The 16,018-nt window shown below is 71.6% G+C and carries 12 protein-coding genes and 1 pseudogene; 5 read left to right on the forward strand and 8 right to left on the reverse strand.

The features are described from left to right. Positions 1-38 precede the first annotated feature (38 nt). Together ABZ877_RS39170 and ABZ877_RS39175 are read left to right on the forward strand one after the other, a co-directional pair. Positions 39-305 carry a DUF742 domain-containing protein gene (locus ABZ877_RS39170; protein WP_361081348.1) on the forward strand — a complete coding sequence of 89 codons (267 nt, stop codon included), beginning with the start codon at positions 39-41 and terminating at the stop codon, positions 303-305. 64 nt (positions 306-369) lie between these two features. After that, entirely contained in the window at positions 370-966 is a 597-nt protein-coding gene (locus tag ABZ877_RS39175; RefSeq protein ID WP_361081319.1) for an ATP/GTP-binding protein, read from the forward strand. A gap of 75 nt (positions 967-1,041) precedes the next feature. Here the strand turns inward: ABZ877_RS39175 and glpK are convergent, their stop codons facing one another. The 5 genes and pseudogenes from glpK to ABZ877_RS39200 form a co-directional block, all read right to left on the reverse strand. Further along, positions 1,042-2,571, reverse strand: coding sequence for a glycerol kinase GlpK (glpK, locus tag ABZ877_RS39180; protein WP_361081322.1), 1,530 nt, complete (start codon positions 2,569-2,571; stop codon positions 1,042-1,044). A gap of 47 nt (positions 2,572-2,618) precedes the next feature. Beyond that, complete coding sequence (locus ABZ877_RS39185) at positions 2,619-3,389, reverse strand: MIP/aquaporin family protein (protein WP_361081325.1); 771 nt, start codon at positions 3,387-3,389, stop codon at positions 2,619-2,621. Between the two features lie 346 nt (positions 3,390-3,735). Beyond that, positions 3,736-4,926 (reverse strand): lipid-transfer protein, encoded by a 1,191-nt coding sequence (locus tag ABZ877_RS39190; RefSeq protein WP_361081328.1) that lies wholly within the window; start codon positions 4,924-4,926, stop codon positions 3,736-3,738. Positions 4,927-5,006: 80 nt separating this feature from the next. After that, positions 5,007-5,453, reverse strand: a pseudogene (locus tag ABZ877_RS39195) (zinc ribbon domain-containing protein); the annotation flags it as partial. Positions 5,454-5,621: 168 nt separating this feature from the next. Continuing rightward, positions 5,622-6,431 (reverse strand): M15 family metallopeptidase, encoded by an 810-nt coding sequence (locus tag ABZ877_RS39200; protein ID WP_361081330.1) that lies wholly within the window; start codon positions 6,429-6,431, stop codon positions 5,622-5,624. Between the two features lie 72 nt (positions 6,432-6,503). Here ABZ877_RS39200 and ABZ877_RS39205 point away from each other — a divergent pair, with 72 nt between their 5' ends. Next, positions 6,504-7,049 carry an NUDIX domain-containing protein gene (locus ABZ877_RS39205; RefSeq protein WP_361081333.1) on the forward strand — a complete coding sequence of 182 codons (546 nt, stop codon included), beginning with the start codon at positions 6,504-6,506 and terminating at the stop codon, positions 7,047-7,049. Between the two features lie 642 nt (positions 7,050-7,691). Here the strand turns inward: ABZ877_RS39205 and ABZ877_RS39210 are convergent. Beyond that, the gene (locus tag ABZ877_RS39210) at positions 7,692-9,983 is read right to left on the reverse strand and encodes a glycoside hydrolase family 31 protein (protein WP_361081335.1); all 2,292 of its coding nucleotides are present in this window, start codon (positions 9,981-9,983) and stop codon (positions 7,692-7,694) included. Between the two features lie 214 nt (positions 9,984-10,197). On the opposite strand from ABZ877_RS39210, the gene ABZ877_RS39215 reads away from it, so the two are divergent. Then, positions 10,198-12,171 (forward strand): acetoacetate--CoA ligase, encoded by a 1,974-nt coding sequence (locus ABZ877_RS39215; RefSeq protein ID WP_361081338.1) that lies wholly within the window; start codon positions 10,198-10,200, stop codon positions 12,169-12,171. A 104-nt stretch (positions 12,172-12,275) separates the two neighbouring features. Beyond that, on the forward strand, positions 12,276-13,175 hold the full coding sequence (locus ABZ877_RS39220) for a hypothetical protein (RefSeq protein ID WP_361081340.1): 900 nt from the start codon (positions 12,276-12,278) through the stop codon (positions 13,173-13,175). A gap of 101 nt (positions 13,176-13,276) precedes the next feature. Here the strand turns inward: ABZ877_RS39220 and ptsP are convergent, their stop codons facing one another. Both ptsP and ABZ877_RS39230 read right to left on the reverse strand, forming a co-directional pair. Further along, positions 13,277-14,947, reverse strand: coding sequence for a phosphoenolpyruvate--protein phosphotransferase (gene ptsP, locus ABZ877_RS39225; RefSeq protein WP_361081343.1), 1,671 nt, complete (start codon positions 14,945-14,947; stop codon positions 13,277-13,279). 79 nt (positions 14,948-15,026) lie between these two features. Then, positions 15,027-15,476, reverse strand: a complete 450-nt coding sequence (locus ABZ877_RS39230; RefSeq protein WP_361081345.1) for a PTS glucose transporter subunit IIA — start codon at positions 15,474-15,476, stop codon at positions 15,027-15,029. Positions 15,477-16,018 lie beyond the last annotated feature (542 nt).

Below are 16,018 nucleotides of genomic sequence, written 5' to 3' on the forward strand. Positions count from 1 at the left end.
CGCCCGGCCACGCCCCCCCCCAGTACCCGCCCGCCCGCCTGGGCCGGCCCCCCCCCCCCCACGACCTGGTCGCCGACCAGACCCTGTCACCGGAGCACGTCGACATCGTCGGGCTCTGCCAGGACGCCCCGCAGTCGGTCGCCGAACTCGCCGCGGAGCTCGACCTGCCCGTCGGCGTGGTCCGCGTCCTCATCGGCGACCTCGTCGACGACGAACTGGTCCACGTCAGCCGTCCCGTGCCGCCCGCGGAACTGCCCGACGAAAGCATCCTGCGGGACGTCATCGACGGCCTCAGAGCCCTGTGAACACCCTCTGGGGCGACGCGCGCCGCACCCAGCGACATCAGTAGTGAGGCAGGAGAGACAACCCATGATCTTCGGGCGATCCGAGCGCGGCAGGGGCCCCGTCGAGCCCGTCACGCTCAAGATCCTGGTGGCCGGCGGCTTCGGCGTGGGCAAGACCACGCTGGTCGGCGCGGTCAGCGAGATCAGGCCCTTGCGCACGGAGGAGCTGCTGAGCGAGGCAGGACGGCCCGTCGACGACACCCAAGGCGTGGAGGGCAAGCACACCACCACGGTGGCCATGGACTTCGGCCGCATCACGCTCCGCGAGAACCTCGTCCTGTACCTGTTCGGCACGCCCGGCCAGGACCGCTTCTGGTTCCTGTGGGACGAGCTGGCCACCGGGGCGCTCGGCGCGGTCGTCCTCGCGGACACCCGCCGCCTGGAGGACTGCTTCGCCGCCGTCGACTACTTCGAGCGGCGCGCCATCCCCTTCGTGGTCGGCGTCAACTGCTTCGACGGGGCCGCCCGTTACCCCGCCGACTCGGTGCGGCAGGCGCTCGACCTGGAGGACAGCGTCCCCGTCGTCCTGTGCGACGCGCGCGAGAAGGACTCCGTGAAGGACGTCCTGATCCGTGTCGTCGAGCACGCGGCCGCCCGCCGCCGGCAGCCCGCCCGGACCTGAACTGTACGGTGCGGCACGCGCGCGTAGCCCGTTCTTCGTCACCACGCGCGCGTGCTTCCGCAGCCGTGCCCGCGTCTAGGCCGGTCCGGCGCCTTCCTCCTCGTGCCAGCCGAAGCTCTTCTCCACCGCCTTGCGCCAGTTGTGGTACTCGCGCTCCCGCGCCCGCTCGTCCATCGACGGGGTCCACTCGGCATCCCGCTGCCAGTGCGCCTTCAGCTCGTCCAGGTCGTTCCACACACCGGTCGCGAGCCCGGCGGCGTACGCGGCGCCCAGGCACGTCGTCTCGGACACCCTGGGCCGGATGACGGGCACCCCGAGCACGTCCGCCTGGTGCTGCATGAGGAGGTTGTTCTTCGTCATGCCGCCGTCGACCTTCAGGGTCGTGATCCGCACCCCCGAGTCCTGGTACATGGCGTCGACGACCTCCCGGGTCTGCCAGCTCGTCGCCTCCAGAACGGCACGGGCCAGGTGCCCCTTGGTGACGTACCGGGTCAGGCCCGTCACGACACCGCGCGCGTCGGAGCGCCAGTACGGCGCGAACAGCCCGGAGAACGCCGGCACGATGTACGCCCCGCCGTTGTCCTCGACGCTCGCCGCCAGCGTCTCGATCTCGTCGGCGGTCCTGATGATGCCGAGCTGGTCACGGAACCACTGCACCAGGGCGCCGGTGATCGCGATGGCCCCCTCCAGGCAGTACACCGGCGCCTCGGAGCCGATCTTGTACCCCATCGTGGTGAGCAGCCCGTTCTTCGAGGGCACCGGCCGGTTCCCCGTGTTGAGCAGCAGGAAGCTGCCCGTCCCGTACGTGTTCTTGGCCGTCCCCGTGTCGTAGCAGGCCTGCCCGAACACGGCCGCCTGCTGGTCACCGAGGGCGGACGCGACCGGCACCCCGGAGAGCTGGCCCACCGCCGTGCCGTACACCTCCGCCGAGGACCGGATCTCGGGAAGCAGCGCCTGCGGCACGTTCATCGCCGACAGGATCGTCGGGTCCCACTGCAGCGTCTCCAGGTTCATCAGCATCGTGCGCCCGGCATTGGTGACGTCCGTGACGTGGACGCCGCCGTCGGTGCCGCCCGTCAGGTTCCAGATCAGCCACGAGTCCATCGTGCCGAACGCGATCTCGCCGCGCTCCGCGCGCGCCCGCAGCCCCGGCACGTTGTCGAGTAGCCAGGCCGCCTTCGGTCCGGAGAAGTAGCTGGCCAGCGGCAGCCCCGTCTGCTCGCGGAAGCGGTCCTGGCCGTCCGTGCCGCCCAGCTCCTTGCAGAGCGCCGAGGTCCGCGTGTCCTGCCACACGATCGCGTTGTGCACGGGCTTGCCGGTCGCCCGGTCCCACAGGACCGTCGTCTCGCGCTGATTGGTGATGCCGAGCGCGCTGAGCTGGTCGGGGCGCAGCCCCGCCTTGGCGATCGCGCCCGCCACCACCGCCTGCACCTTGGACCAGATCTCGGTGGCGTCGTGCTCCACCCAGCCCGGCTTGGGGAAGATCTGCCGGTGCTCGCGCTGGTCGACGGCGACGATCCCGCCGTCCTGGTCGAAGATGATGCAACGGCTGGACGTGGTGCCCTGGTCGATGGCGGCGACGTACTTCACGGAGTTTTCGGGCATGGCTACCCCTTCGTGAGAAGACGGCGTGCGGACGAGTGGTGACGTGCTCAGAACGCTGCGTTGTAGATGAGCCCCGCCAGCACCCCGCCGACGAGCGGTCCGACCACCGGGACGAAGGCGTAACCCCAGTCGGACGTGCCCTTGTTGGGAATGGGCAGGAACTGGTGGACGATGCGCGGCCCCAGGTCACGGGCCGGATTGATCGCGTAGCCCGTGGGCCCGCCGAGCGACAGGCCGATGCCGACGACGACCAGCGACACGAGCAGCACCGTCATGCCGGACTCGCCCAGCCCCTTGGTCAGACCGAACGCGAGGATGGGCAGGACCAGGCCGATCGTCGCGATGATCTCCGTGATGAGGTTCGCGACCGGGTTCCTGATCTCGGGGATCGTGGAGAAGATCCCGAGGGTGGGCACCGGACCGCCCTCCTCCGCCGACACCTCCGCATCGGCCCCTTCCGTCTTCGCGCCGGTGCTCACATTGGCGTTGAACTGCGCCAGGTACACCAGGTACGCGAGGACGGCACCCAGCATCGCCCCGACCATCTGGCCGCACAGATAGACCCAGACCTTGTCCCACTTGCCGGTGTCCACGGCGATGCCGAGCGTGACGGCGGGGTTGAGCTGCCCGCCCGAGAGCGGCGCGGCCGTGTACGCCCCCGCGAGGACACCGAAGCCCCAGCCGAACGCGATGACGACCCACCCGGACGCCTTCGCCTTGGAGTACTTGAGGGTGACGGCGGCGCACACGCCCGCGCCGAACAGGATCAGGATGGCGGTGCCGATGACCTCGCCTACGAAGATGTCTCCATTGCTCATGGCGGCTCCTAGGCCCTCGCCCGGGGCATCGCCCCGGTCCTCCGTGCAGGGTGCGTATCCCATGGCTGGTTCCGGCGACTTCGGCCGGCGGCGGAGCGTCCCGCGCCCCGCCCGGCGTCCGTGACGAGCGTGCCCGCACTGCCGCCGATCGTGGGGGAGTGGCCCAGGAACGATGGGCCGACATGCGGCGATGCCGACTGACACCGGAAGTGTTCACCGGCCGTACTGGAGCGTCAAGGTCGCGGACGGCAACGGTTGACCGGAGGAGCCGCGTGGCTCAAGTGGCCTCATATGTACGGTACTTGGGCGCACCCGGCACACCGCGCGGGCGGCGCGCCCGGCTCGCTCAGCGCACGACGACGACCGCGGAGCCGTGCCCGAACAACCCCTGGTTCGCGGTGATCCCGGCCCGCGCCCCCACCACCTGCCGCGCCCCCGCCTCCCCCCGCAACTGCCACGTCAACTCACAAACCTGCGCGATCGCCTGCGCCGGAACCGCCTCCCCGAAGGAGGCCAGACCGCCGCTGACGTTCACCGGTATGCGACCGCCGGGCGTCGTCGCGCCCTCGCGGAGCAGCTTGGCCCCCTCGCCCTCACCGCACAGCCCGAGATCCTCGTACCACTGCAGTTCGAGCGCCGTGGACAGGTCGTAGACCTCGGCGAGCGACAGGTCCCGCGGCCCGAGCCCCGCCTCCTCGTAGGCGGCGCGCGCGATCGAGGCCCGGAAGCCCGGCCCCTCCGGCTCGGCCCCCGCGGCCGAGTCCGTCGCGATGTCCGGGAGATCGAGCACCGTGACCGGGTACGTCGGCGTCACCGTGGAGACCGCACGGACCCGGACAGGGGCCGTGACCCCGTGCCGGTGCGCGAACTCCATGCTCGACAGCACCAGCGCCGCGCCCCCGTCCGAGGTCGCGCATATGTCGAGCAGGCGCAGTGGATCGGCCACGACAGCGGACCCGGCGACCTCCTCGGCCGTCACGGCCGTGCGGTACCGGGCGTTCGGATTGAGCGCCCCGCACGCCGCGTTCTTCACCTTGACCTGCGCGAAGTCCTCCAGGGTGTCCCCGTGCACGGCCATGCGGCGCCGCGCGTGCAGCCCGAAATACGCCGGGTTCGTCGCCCCCAGGACCCGGAACCGCAACCAGTCCGGATCATCGGGCCGCTCCCCGCCCGCCGGACGGAAGAAGCCCTTGGGCGCGGCGTCCGCCCCCACCACGAGGACGACGTCGGCGAGCCCTGCGAGGATCCGCGCCCGCGCCGCGTCGACCGCCTGCGCCCCCGAGGCGCACGCCGCGTACACGCTGGTGACCCGGGCGCCCTGCCAGCCGAGCGCCTTCACGAACGTCGCCCCCGCCACATACCCCGGATACCCGCCGCGCACGGTGTCCGCGCCGACCACCGCGCCCACGTCCCGCCACTCCACCCCCGCGTCGGCGAGAGCGGCCCGCGCCGCCTTGACCCCGTACTCGACGAAACCGCGCCCCCATTTGCCCCAGGGGTGCATCCCCGCACCCAGCACCGCCACGTCCCCGGTCACCGCAGGACCCCCCGTCCCCGGACAACGCCTCGCCCCTCCGCAACCTCTCGCCCCTTCGCGGCCTCTCGCCGTTCCGCCGCTCCCGCCGGCCGCCAGTGCCACGTCGTGAACGCCGTCCCCGTCTCCTCGTCCCCCTCCTCGCTGAGCACACCCGGTACGAGCTCCACCTCCATGCCGACCGCCAGATCGGTCACGGATACCCCTGGAGCCCCCTGCCCGAGCACCACGAGTCGCTCTGCCGCAAGCTCCACAGCGATCAACGTGTAGGGCGTCCACGGAAGTTCCCGGTCCGAGACGTACGGTTCCGGTGGGCGGTACCGCGCGTCGGTGTACGACCACACCCGCCCCCGCCGCGACAACGGCACCTCGACCAACTCGCCACCCGCGCACCCGGGGTTGCGGCACGCCGTGTCCTCGCGCGGGAAGAACACCGACGCGCACGCCGAGCACCGCGTGCCCAGCAGACGGAAGTCGCGCCCTTCCCCCGTGAACCACCTGGCGACGACAGGCGTACGCGTACGCGCCACGGCCCCTCCCGACGACGACGATAGACCTGACGGATCGTCAGAAGTCTGCCATGACCGCTCGAACGACGTCAGAGGTCGCGCAGAACCATGTGCGCCTCCTGTGCGTCCGTCTACCCGTGAGGGCGCGACCGGGACCCAACGGGGGTGGTTCCGGCCGCGCCCTCCGGTTCACCGCCCTGTCAGCGACCGCCGGGCGACCGGGAAGTCGAAGTAGGTGTCGGGGTACAGCTCGGGCTTGTAGGTGTAGTGCCACCACTCCTCAGGAAGGTTCACGAACCCCTGGCCCGAGAGGGCGTTCCGCAGCAGGTCCCGGTTGGCCCGCTGCACGCCCTTGATGCGCGGATCGTCCGTGTGCGCGAGCGTGTCGAAGCAGTCGAACCCGGTGCCCATGTCCACGGAGTTGTCGGGGAACCGCTCCTTCTTCGGCCCGTAACAGGGCGTGAGCGGCTCTCCCGGCACGTACGCGCGCGTGGGCCGGGCCGGAAGCTTCACCACGGTCAGATCGACGGTGGAGCCGCGGCTGTGCCCCGACTTCTCGGCGATGTACCCGTCCGCGAACAGCCGGGTCTTGTCGACGCGCGGATAGAACTCCGCCTTCATCCGCTGATCGTCCAGGTCCTTCGCCCACCGCACGAAGTGGTCGACCGCCCGCTGCGGCCGATAGCAGTCGTAGACCTTGAGCGAGTACCCCTGCTTGCGGAGCCCGGCCTGCGCCTTGTGCAGCGCTTTCGCGGCGGGCCTCGTGAGGATGCACATCGGCTTCTTGTAGCCGTCGATCGGCTCGCCCACGAAGTCGTGCTCCGTGAAGTAGCGCATCTCCTGGATGATCGTGGGATCGACGTCGCTGAGCGCCACGAAGTCCTTCGGAGCCTTCGGTTCGGGGGTCGCGTGCGCGGTCGCCGGTACGGCTGCCACGCCGAGCAGCGCGGCGCCCGCCATGGCGGCGAGCCTGCGAAGAGCGGTGACGGTTGTGTTCATGGCCCTTGCGTCTATCAGGAGCCACCCCCTCCGGGGAAGACCGTGCCCGAGTGATCGGATACAGTCCGCGCCGTGTCCCCAGATACCCAATCCCTGGTCAACCCCGTTCCGGATTCCCACTGTTCGAGCTGTGGAGCCGCCTACGGGGCCGAGGTGCACGGCTGGCCGCGTACCTGCCCGGCATGCGCAACCGTCGCCTACCGGAACCCGCTGCCCGTCGCCGTCGCCCTGCAGCCCGTGTACGACACGACCGGCACGGCGCTGGTCGTGGTCACCCGCACCATCGCCCCCGCGCGCGGGGAGGCCGCTCTGCCGGGCGGCTTCATCGACGACCGCGAGGACTGGCGCCATGCCGTCGTCCGTGAGCTGAAGGAAGAGACCGGCATCGACGCGGCCGCCCGCGACGTACGCCTCGTCGACGCCATGAGCGCCCCCGACGGCCACCTCCTCCTCTTCGGCCTACTGCCCGAACGCCCAACCGCCGACCTGCCCACCAGCACCGCAACAACCGAGACAACAGGCTGGCACCTCCTGCGCCACCCGACGGAACTCGGCTTCCCCTTGCACACGCTGGCAGCAAGGGCCTGGTTCGAGGGCCGCTACGCGCGACCGCTGTGACCGTGCGGGGCGGTGGGGGAGGGGCGCCTGTGTAAGGGGGCGCGGGAGGCACTCTTCGGCCGGTGTATGCGGGCGGGCCTGGCGGCTTGCCAAGAGGCTTGCGTGGGCGGCGCCCTCACGCAGGGCGCGAGGGTCCGGCGCGGCCAGGAATTTCCCTGCGGCACGCGTGCGGGGCTTGGGGGCCTGCCGGGATTCTGTGCGGGCAGTGCTCGCGCAGGTCGCGACGGTCCGGTGCGGCCAGGAATCTCTGCCGGCGGCACGTGCGGGGCCTGGCGGCCTGCCAGCAGCCCGTGCGTGTAGCGCTCGCGCAGGCCGCGCGGCGGCCCGGTGCGGCTGGGAGCCTGCGCGGGTAGTGCTCGCGCGGAGTGCGGCGGCCCGGCCCGACCAGGGGCCTCCCTCGGCGGCACGCGCGCGGGGCCTGGCGGCCTGCCAGCAGGTGTCCGGGCGGTGCTCGCGCGGGGTACGGCGGCCCGGCTCGACCAGGGGTCTCCCTCGGCGGCACGTGCCCGGTGCCTGGCGGCCTGCCAGCAGGTGTCCGCGCAGTGCTCGCGCGGGGCGGGGCGGCTCGCATGGGCCAGGCGGCATGCGCCCGGGGCGGCCAGCCGTGCCGCCCCGAGCAACGAACGCCTGCCGAGCCCCGCCCTACAAACCCCGCACCCGCACGGCATACGGCGGCGCCCCACCGTCGCCGTCCCCCTCCACAACCACCCGCCCCTCGACCCGGCGCACCCGGTACCGCTCGGCCACCGGCTCCGCCCACCCGTCGCCGTCCCCCGCGTCCCGCACCACCAGGCCCCCACCCGTGCGCCCCGCCTCCGGCGCCCACACCTCCAGTTCTGTCCCGCCCCGCTCACCCCGTACGGGCACCACCGCGCCCGCGCGGGCCAGCACCGGGATGCGTGCCAGGGGAGCGTCGACCGCCACCTCGCCCGGGCCGTCGAACGCCGTGCCTGTCGCCGTGTCGTACCACCGCCCCTCCGGCAGCCGTACGCTCCTTCGCCGCACCCCGTGCCCCAGCACAGGAGCCACCAGCAAACAGTCACCCAGCAAGAAGGCGTCCTCGCAGTCCCGCAGCCCACGGTCCTCCGGAGCCCCCCACCACAGGGGCCGCACATACGGTGCACCCGTCCGCCTGGCAACGTACGCCAGCGACACGAAATACGGCGACAGTCGTTCTCGCTCACGCAGCGCCACGCGCGCGTGGCCGAGTACCTCGTCACCGAAGTCCCACAGCTCCCTCCGCCCCGCCCCCGGCACGGGACACGTCCGGAACAGCGGCAGGTAGGCGCCCAGTTGGAGTCGGCGCAGAAGGAGTTCCGGCGACGGGTCACCGTCGGAGCCGCCCGCGTCCGACCCCACGTACGGCACTCCGCACAAACCCAGCCCGATCACAAGGGACAGCGCGGCACGCAACCCGGGCCAACCCGCCGGCCCGCCCCCGCACCACACCCCTCCATAGCGCTGCAAGCCCACCCAGCCACCCCGGGACACCAGGAACGGCCGTTCCCGCGGGCGCAGTTCGCGCAGCCCTTCATCACCGGCCCGGGCCATGCACAGGGCGTACACGTTGTGCGCCTCGCGATGGTCGCCGCCTCGGCCTTCCAGCGCGTGCCGGGCGGAACAAGGCAATGACGCGGGCTCGCACAGGTCATGCCGGAACCCCGAGAAGCCCTGCGCCAGCCCTTCCTCGTAGAGCCCGCCCCACCACTTGCGAACCCCGGCTGACGTGAAGTCCGGGTACACCGACCCGTTCGAACCCGCAGGCCCCCGCACACGGCGCCCCCGCACATCGCGCACAAAGGCGTCGATCGCCCGCCCACCGTCGAACACCGCATTGCCGCCCACGGCCTCCACCTGCGGGATGACCCCGCCCACCAGCCGCACGCCGCCCTCCGCAAGCCAATGCTCAGAACCTCGCCGCACCCCAAGACGACCACTCGCCACATGCACGGCCGCCAAGGGCAGACCGCGCTCCCTGTGATCGGCGACGACCCGGCGCACCTCCTCCTCCCCGCCCAGATCCCCGCGCGCGTAGTGGTGACCGAGCGCCCAGGACGGCGGCACCGCTGGAGCCCCCGTCAGCCGCGTCCAGGTGTGGAGCACCCGCGCGGGCGTGCCCACCACCACCCAGCACCGCAAGGGCCCGCCCATCCGCAGCTCGCTCGTGCCGGGCCGGTCATGCCCTGACCCGGCCCCCTCGCGCCCCTCCCGCAGCTTCACCGTGCCGCCCCACGTGCTGTCGTGGAACACCAGGTGCGTACCCGCGTCAGCGACCACCAGTTGCACCGGCATCGTGACCGGCGACGGCCCGTCGACCGGGCCGAACGCGCCACCCTGGTCGTCGTTCCACAGGGCGTACGTCCCGTCCCGCAGCCGCGGCCCCGTCGCACGCCCTCCGAGCCCGAAGAACCGGGCGTCCGCCGCGACCTCCGACCGCTGCACCCACCGGGCCTCCCCGCCGCCCACCGGCTCCCACCACCGGGGCGGCAGCGCACGGCGCAACAGCACACCGCCCGGCGTGCACACCGTGACGGCACCGTGCCGCGACACCGCCACGGTCGCCCGCTCGGACACCACCCGCAGGCCACCGTCCTTGTCCGGCTCCAGGACGGCCCGCGCATCCGCCTCGGGACACCGCCCCGCCACGCCGTACGACGGCGTCGGCTCGGCCCCGTCCCACCCCAGGAACACGGCACCGCTCACCGTCACCCTGATCACCAGCCGGGACCGTTCGAAGCACACCGTGCCACCGCCCGGCGCGGGCTCCGCCCCGACCACGCTCCCCGGCACCCGCGCCCGCTCCGGCCCCCGCCCCGCGAACCCCGCGGAGCCCGCCCGGCGCCGCCGCCACGCCGCCCCCAAGGACCGCACCCCCTGAACCGTCCCCAGCAGGGAGAACACCTTCACCGAGCGCACCAGACCACCACCGTCCATGCCGCTCACCCTGCCACTCGCCGACGCGCGCGCGTGCCGCGTTCAACTCCCGTTCACCCGTGGCCACCGCACATCCTCACGCGGCGCACTGTGTGGCGGACACCCTGGTGCCGCAATCGATCACATGGCATCGTCCTCTCAGCCGCGTCACGCGCACACCCCAGCCCGTGCGCGCACCCGACGCACACGCCGCGTACCTTCCAGGAGCCGCACCATGACCACAGCGAACCCCTCGCCGCTCTGGCAGCCCGGACCGCAGCAGATCGCCGACGCGCGGATCACCCGGTTCCAGGCGTGGGCCGCCGAGCGGTACGGAGCACCCGCCGACGGCGGCTACGAGGCGCTGCACCGCTGGTCGGTCACCGAACTCGACACCTTCTGGAAAGCCGTCACCGACTTCTTCGACGTGCGCTTCACGCAGCCCTACGCGCGCGTGCTGGGCAGCCGCGCCATGCCGGGCGCCGAATGGTTCCCCGGCGCCACGCTGAACTACGCGGCGCACGCCCTGCGCACCGCCGACGACCCCGCCCGCGCGGACACCCCCGCCATCCTCCACACGGACGAGACGCACGAACTGCGCCCCGTCACCTGGGCGGAGCTGCGCCGGCAGGTCGGCTCGCTCGCCGCCGAACTGCGCGCCCTGGGAGTTCGCCCCGGCGACCGCGTCAGCGGCTATTTGCCCAACATCCCCGAAGCGGTCGTCGCCCTCCTGGCCACCGCGGCGGTCGGCGCCGTCTGGACCTCGTGCGCGCCCGACTTCGGCGCCCGCAGCGTCCTCGACCGCTTCCAGCAGGTCGAGCCCGTCGTCCTGTTCACCGTCGACGGCTACCGCTACGGGGGCAAGGAGCACGACCGCCGCGACACGGTGACCGAACTTCGCGCCGAACTGCCCTCCTTGCGCGCAGTGGTGCACATCCCACTCCTGGGCACCGAGGCTCCGCAAGGCGCCGTCGAATGGTCGTCCCTCACCTCCGCCGACGTGGCGCCCGTCTACGAGGACGTGCCCTTCGACCACCCGCTCTGGGTGCTCTACTCCTCCGGCACCACCGGCCTGCCCAAGGCCATCGTCCAGTCCCAGGGCGGCATCCTCGTCGAGCACCTCAAGCAGCTCGGCCTGCACTGCGACCTCGGCCCCGACGACCGGTTCTTCTGGTACACGTCCACCGGCTGGATGATGTGGAACTTCCTCGTCTCCGGCCTCCTGACCGGCACCACGATCGTCACGTACGACGGCAGTCCCGGCTACCCCGAGACGGGTGCCCAGTGGTCCATCGCCGAACGCACCGGGGCGACCCTGTACGGCACCTCCGCCGCGTACGTCATGGCCTGCCGCAAAGCCGGCGTGCACCCCTCCCGCGACTACGACCTCGCGCGCGTGAAGTGCGTCGCCACCACCGGCTCCCCGCTCCCGCCCGACGGCTTCCGCTGGCTGCACGACGAGGTCCGCGCCGACCTGTGGATCGCCTCCGTCAGCGGCGGCACCGACGTCTGCTCCTGCTTCGCCGGAGCCGTGCCCACCCTCCCCGTCCACATCGGCGAACTCCAGGCGCCCAGCCTCGGCACGGACCTGCAAGCCTGGGACCCCGAGGGCAAGCCCCTCATCGACGAGGTCGGCGAACTCGTCGTCACCAACCCCATGCCGTCCATGCCGATCCACTTCTGGAACGACCCCGACGGCAGCCGCTACCACGACAGCTACTTCGACACCTACCCCGGAGCCTGGCGCCACGGCGACTGGATCACCGTCACCTCCCGCGGCTCCGTCGTCATCCACGGGCGCTCCGACTCCACCCTCAACCGGCAGGGCGTCCGCATGGGCTCCGCCGACATCTACGAGGCCGTGGAACGCCTCCCCGAGATCCGCGAGTCCCTCGTCATCGGCCTCGAACAGCCCGACGGCGGCTACTGGATGCCCCTCTTCGTCCATCTCGCCCCCGGCGCGACCCTCGACGACGACCTGCGCGCCCGCATCAAGCAGGTCATCCGCGAACAGCTCTCCCCGCGCCACGTCCCCGACGAGATCATCGAGGCCCCCGGCGTCCCGCACACCCTCACCGGCAAACGCATCGAGGTCCCGGTCAAGCGCCTGCTCCAGGGCACCCCGCTGGAGAAGGCGGTCAACCCCGGCTCCATCGACAACCTCGAACTGTTGCGCTTCTACGAGGAGATCGCCCGCCGGCGAACCTGACGGGCACCCGGCGTCCGGCCGGGCGAGGCCCGCCCCAGGGCTGTTGTCAGTGCCGCCGATTACTCTGAGTGAGCATTGATCGACGAGCGTACTCAGGGGGAATCATGACGGACACACAGCACGGCCGGACGACCAGCACGCGGACCGTCCTGCGCCGCGAGATCGCGGGCACCATCGGCCTCCTGGCCGACGAGCACGACTTCACGCGGATGCGGCGCTACCGCAGCTTCACCTTCGACGACCACACGGCCTACCTGCGCCAGGTCGAGTCCCTGCTCAAATCCCTGGCCGCCGCGGGCGGCCACACCACCGTCGCCCTCTTCGACCCCGACGAGTACGCCGACTTCTGCGCGGACGCGGGCCTCGAACCGGACACCCCGGCCAGCCGCACCCGCTTCACCGCCGAACTCGCGTCCACCGGGCCCTCGCTCCCGTACGAGGGACAACCCCTCGCCGACCTCGTCCCGCGCCTCGTCGAGGAAGCCGTGCGCCAGGCGACCTGGGAGTACGCCTCCTCCGTCCTCGCCCGCACCGGATCCTGCCCGGCCTGCGGGGAGGACATCGGCCGAAGCGCCTTCGCCCGCGCCTCGTACCTGGTGGCGCGAGCCATCGACACCATCGGCGAAGGCCTCCACCACTGGGTGTGCAGCGTCCCCACCGGACAACAGATGCTGCTCGCGGTCCTGCACATCGACGCCAGGACACCCGACACCGTCCGTCTGGACGAGACCTCGGCGATGGAGCTGACGACCGTGCTGGCGCTCGCCCTCGTCACCGACAGCCCCTGCGCGCTGGTCGTCCGCACCACCACACACCACAGCGACCGCGTCTACGGCTGGCGCCTCAAGGGCAAACGCCTGCGACAACTGACCGCAGCCCAGGTCTTCGACGCGTACTGCACCGACGCGGCCTCCGGCGAGCTGACCGCCCCCGAACCGGGCGTCGAGTACTGCACCGCGCCCCCAGTGGACGACCCCGTCCCGGAAAGCCGCCACTGCCACTGAACGACGGGGGGAGACGATCAGGTCCCAGAAAGCGCCGAGGGCGCCCCACCCGCAGGTGAAGCGCCCTCGGAACAGCCCGGACCGGGCCTGCCGTTCGTCGGCTACTCGCCGGACAGCACGGCCTGGGCGGCGGCACGCGCCTCGTCGGCGGAGTCCGCGGCGCGCGCGGCAGCGGCCGCCCGCTCGCACTGCGCCAGCGTGTGCTTGGCGAGCGTCGCGCGCACGTACGGGAGCGAGGCGGCACCCATGGAGAGGGAGGTGACACCCAGACCGGTCAGCACACAGGCGAGGAGCGGGTCGGACGCGGCCTCACCGCAGACGCCGCAGCTCTTGCCCTCGGCCTTCGCCGCCTCGGCGGACAGCGCGACCAGGTCGAGCAGCGCGGGCTGCCACGGGTCCTGCAGCCGCGACACGGCACCGACCTGACGGTCGGCCGCGAAGGTGTACTGGGCGAGGTCATTGGTGCCGAGCGAAAGGAACTCGACCTCCTGGAGCACCGAGCGGGCCCGCAGCGCGGCGGACGGGATCTCGACCATCGCACCGAACTTGGCCCGCAGCCCGGCCGCGCGGCAGGCGTCGGCGAACGCCTTGGCGTCGGCGCGGTCGGCCACCATCGGCGCCATGACCTCAAGGTAGACCGGCAGCCCCTCGGACGCCTTCGCCAGCGCGCTGAGCTGCGTGCGCAGCACCTCGGGGTGGTCGAGGAGGGAGCGCAGACCACGGACGCCGAGAGCCGGGTTGGGCTCGTCGGCCGGGGTCAGGAAGTCCAGCGGCTTGTCGGCACCGGCGTCGAGCACCCGCACGACGACGCGCCCCTCGGGGAACGCCTCCAGGACCTGGCGGTACGCCTCGACCTGCTTCTCCTCGGACGGCGCCTGCTTGCTGTCGTCGAGGAAGAGGAACTCGGTACGGAAGAGACCGACGCCCTCGGCACCGGCCTCGACGGCGGCGGGGACGTCCGCCGGACCGCCGATATTGGCGAGCAGCGGCACCTTGTGCCCGTCCGACGTGGCGCCGGGACCGGTCGAAGCGGCCAGCGCCGCCTTGCGCTCGGCGGCGGACGCCTCGAGGGCGGCCCGCTTCTCCGGGGTCGGGTCCACGAAGATCTCACCCGTGCTGCCGTCGACGGCGACGACGGTGCCCTCCGCCAGTTCACCGGCGCCCGGCAGCGCCACGACCGCGGGCACGCCGAGAGCGCGGGCGAGGATCGCGCTGTGGCTGGTCGGCCCGCCCTCCTCGGTCACGAAGCCGAGCACGAGCGCGGGGTCGAGCAGAGCGGTGTCGGCGGGGGCCAGGTCACGGGCGATGAGCACGTACGGCTTGGCGCTGTCCGGCACGCCGGGCATGGGAACGCCCAGGAGACGGGCGACGATACGATTCCGCACATCGTCGAGGTCCGCGACCCGCCCCGCCATGTACTCCCCGGCGCCCGCGAGCAGCTCGCGGTAGTGCGAGAACGCGTCGTAGATGCCCCGCTCCGCGGAGCTGCCGACCGTGATGCGGCGGTCGACGTCGGCGATCAGCTCCGGGTCCTGAGCGATCATGGCCTGCGCCTCGAGAACCGCCTGCGCCTCACCACCGGCCAGATTGCCGCGAGCGATCAGATCGGCCGCGACAGCCTCGACGGCCTGCCGGGCGCGCCCCTGTTCGCGCTCGGCCTCCTCCGCCGGGATCTGCTTGGCCGGCGGCTCAAGCACCGCGGTCCCCATGTGCCGGACCTCGCCGATGGCCACACCGTGGCTCACACCGACGCCGCGAAGCGTTGTCTCCATCTCACCGTCTCCGATAGTGCGGCGGCCCGAGCCGCCGCGTTGGTTGTGCTGCTGCCGAGCGTCCGCGAACGGACGTCCGTCACTTCCAGCCGAAGAGAATGTCCCCGGCCGCGACGTCACCATCCTCGATGACGTCCGACAGCGACTCGGCGCTGGCCTCGAGCGCGACGACCGGGCACACCGGCGACTTGCCCGCCTCCTCGACCGCGGCGGGGTTCCAGCGGACCACGGCCTGGCCGCGCTGCACGGTGTCGCCCTTGTTGACGAGCAGTTCGAAGCCCTCGCCGTTGAGCTGGACGGTGTCGATGCCCAGGTGCGTCAGCACACCGTGCCCTTCGTCGTCCACGACGACGAAAGCGTGCGGGTGCAAGGAGACGACGATGCCGTCCACGGGGGCGACGGCCTCGGAAGGCTTACGAACGGGGTCGATGGCGGTGCCGGGTCCGACCATGGCGCCGGAGAACACCGGGTCAGGAACGGCGGAGAGCCCGATGGCGCGTCCTTCAAGAGGGGACGACACACTGGTCATGGCAAGCCTCCCAGGGGGCGGAGATTCTTGATCGCCGTCACTGTTGTGCTGGACGACGTTCTGTTCAGGGCGTACTGTTCAGAAGCGTAAGTCATAAAAAGTCCCGGTTCCGCACCAGAGGTACCGGTTGGCTGACGTAGGGGCGCCCGGCAAACGATTTGCGCCGCACCCTGACCCCCATGTACTGTCGTACCCCTGCCTGGGGCAGAGAGACGCCTCCGAGCGTCCATCAGCCCGGCAGCCTCTATCGAGTCAACCTTAACTTCGCTGAGCTTCCGCATGTCCGTGGATGCCTGGTCAGAAGGTCGGGAAAACACTGATAGAGTTTCGACCGCCGGAAGGGAAACTGCGAATAGCGGAATTCCGGAAAGCGAAAGAAGTACCGAGCAAGACCCCGAGGAAATCGGATCGGAAAGATCTGATAGAGTCGGAAACGCAAGACAGCAGGACCGAAGGGAAGCGCCCGGAGGAAAGCCCGAGAGGGTGAGTACAAAGGAAGCGTCCGTTCCTTGAGAACTCAACAGCGTGCCAAAAGTCAACGC

Origin of the sequence: Streptomyces sp. NPDC046939 (assembly GCF_040644575.1) — a bacterium.
In the GTDB taxonomy this organism is placed as follows: domain Bacteria; phylum Actinomycetota; class Actinomycetes; order Streptomycetales; family Streptomycetaceae; genus Streptomyces.

Bases quoted from the DNA above. Each gene is read 5' to 3' on its own strand.
- ABZ877_RS39175 (WP_361081319.1), top strand. From the start codon at position 370: ATGATCTTCGGGCGATCCGAGCGCGGCAGGGGCCCCGTCGAGCCCGTC.
- glpK (WP_361081322.1), bottom strand. From the start codon at position 2,571: ATGCCCGAAAACTCCGTGAAGTACGTCGCCGCCATCGACCAGGGCACC.
- ABZ877_RS39185 (WP_361081325.1), bottom strand. From the start codon at position 3,389: ATGAGCAATGGAGACATCTTCGTAGGCGAGGTCATCGGCACCGCCATC.
- ABZ877_RS39200 (WP_361081330.1), bottom strand. From the start codon at position 6,431: ATGAACACAACCGTCACCGCTCTTCGCAGGCTCGCCGCCATGGCGGGC.
- ABZ877_RS39210 (WP_361081335.1), bottom strand. From the start codon at position 9,983: ATGGACGGTGGTGGTCTGGTGCGCTCGGTGAAGGTGTTCTCCCTGCTG.
- ABZ877_RS39215 (WP_361081338.1), top strand. From the start codon at position 10,198: ATGACCACAGCGAACCCCTCGCCGCTCTGGCAGCCCGGACCGCAGCAG.
- ABZ877_RS39220 (WP_361081340.1), top strand. From the start codon at position 12,276: ATGACGGACACACAGCACGGCCGGACGACCAGCACGCGGACCGTCCTG.
- ptsP (WP_361081343.1), bottom strand. From the start codon at position 14,947: ATGGAGACAACGCTTCGCGGCGTCGGTGTGAGCCACGGTGTGGCCATC.
- ABZ877_RS39230 (WP_361081345.1), bottom strand. From the start codon at position 15,476: ATGACCAGTGTGTCGTCCCCTCTTGAAGGACGCGCCATCGGGCTCTCC.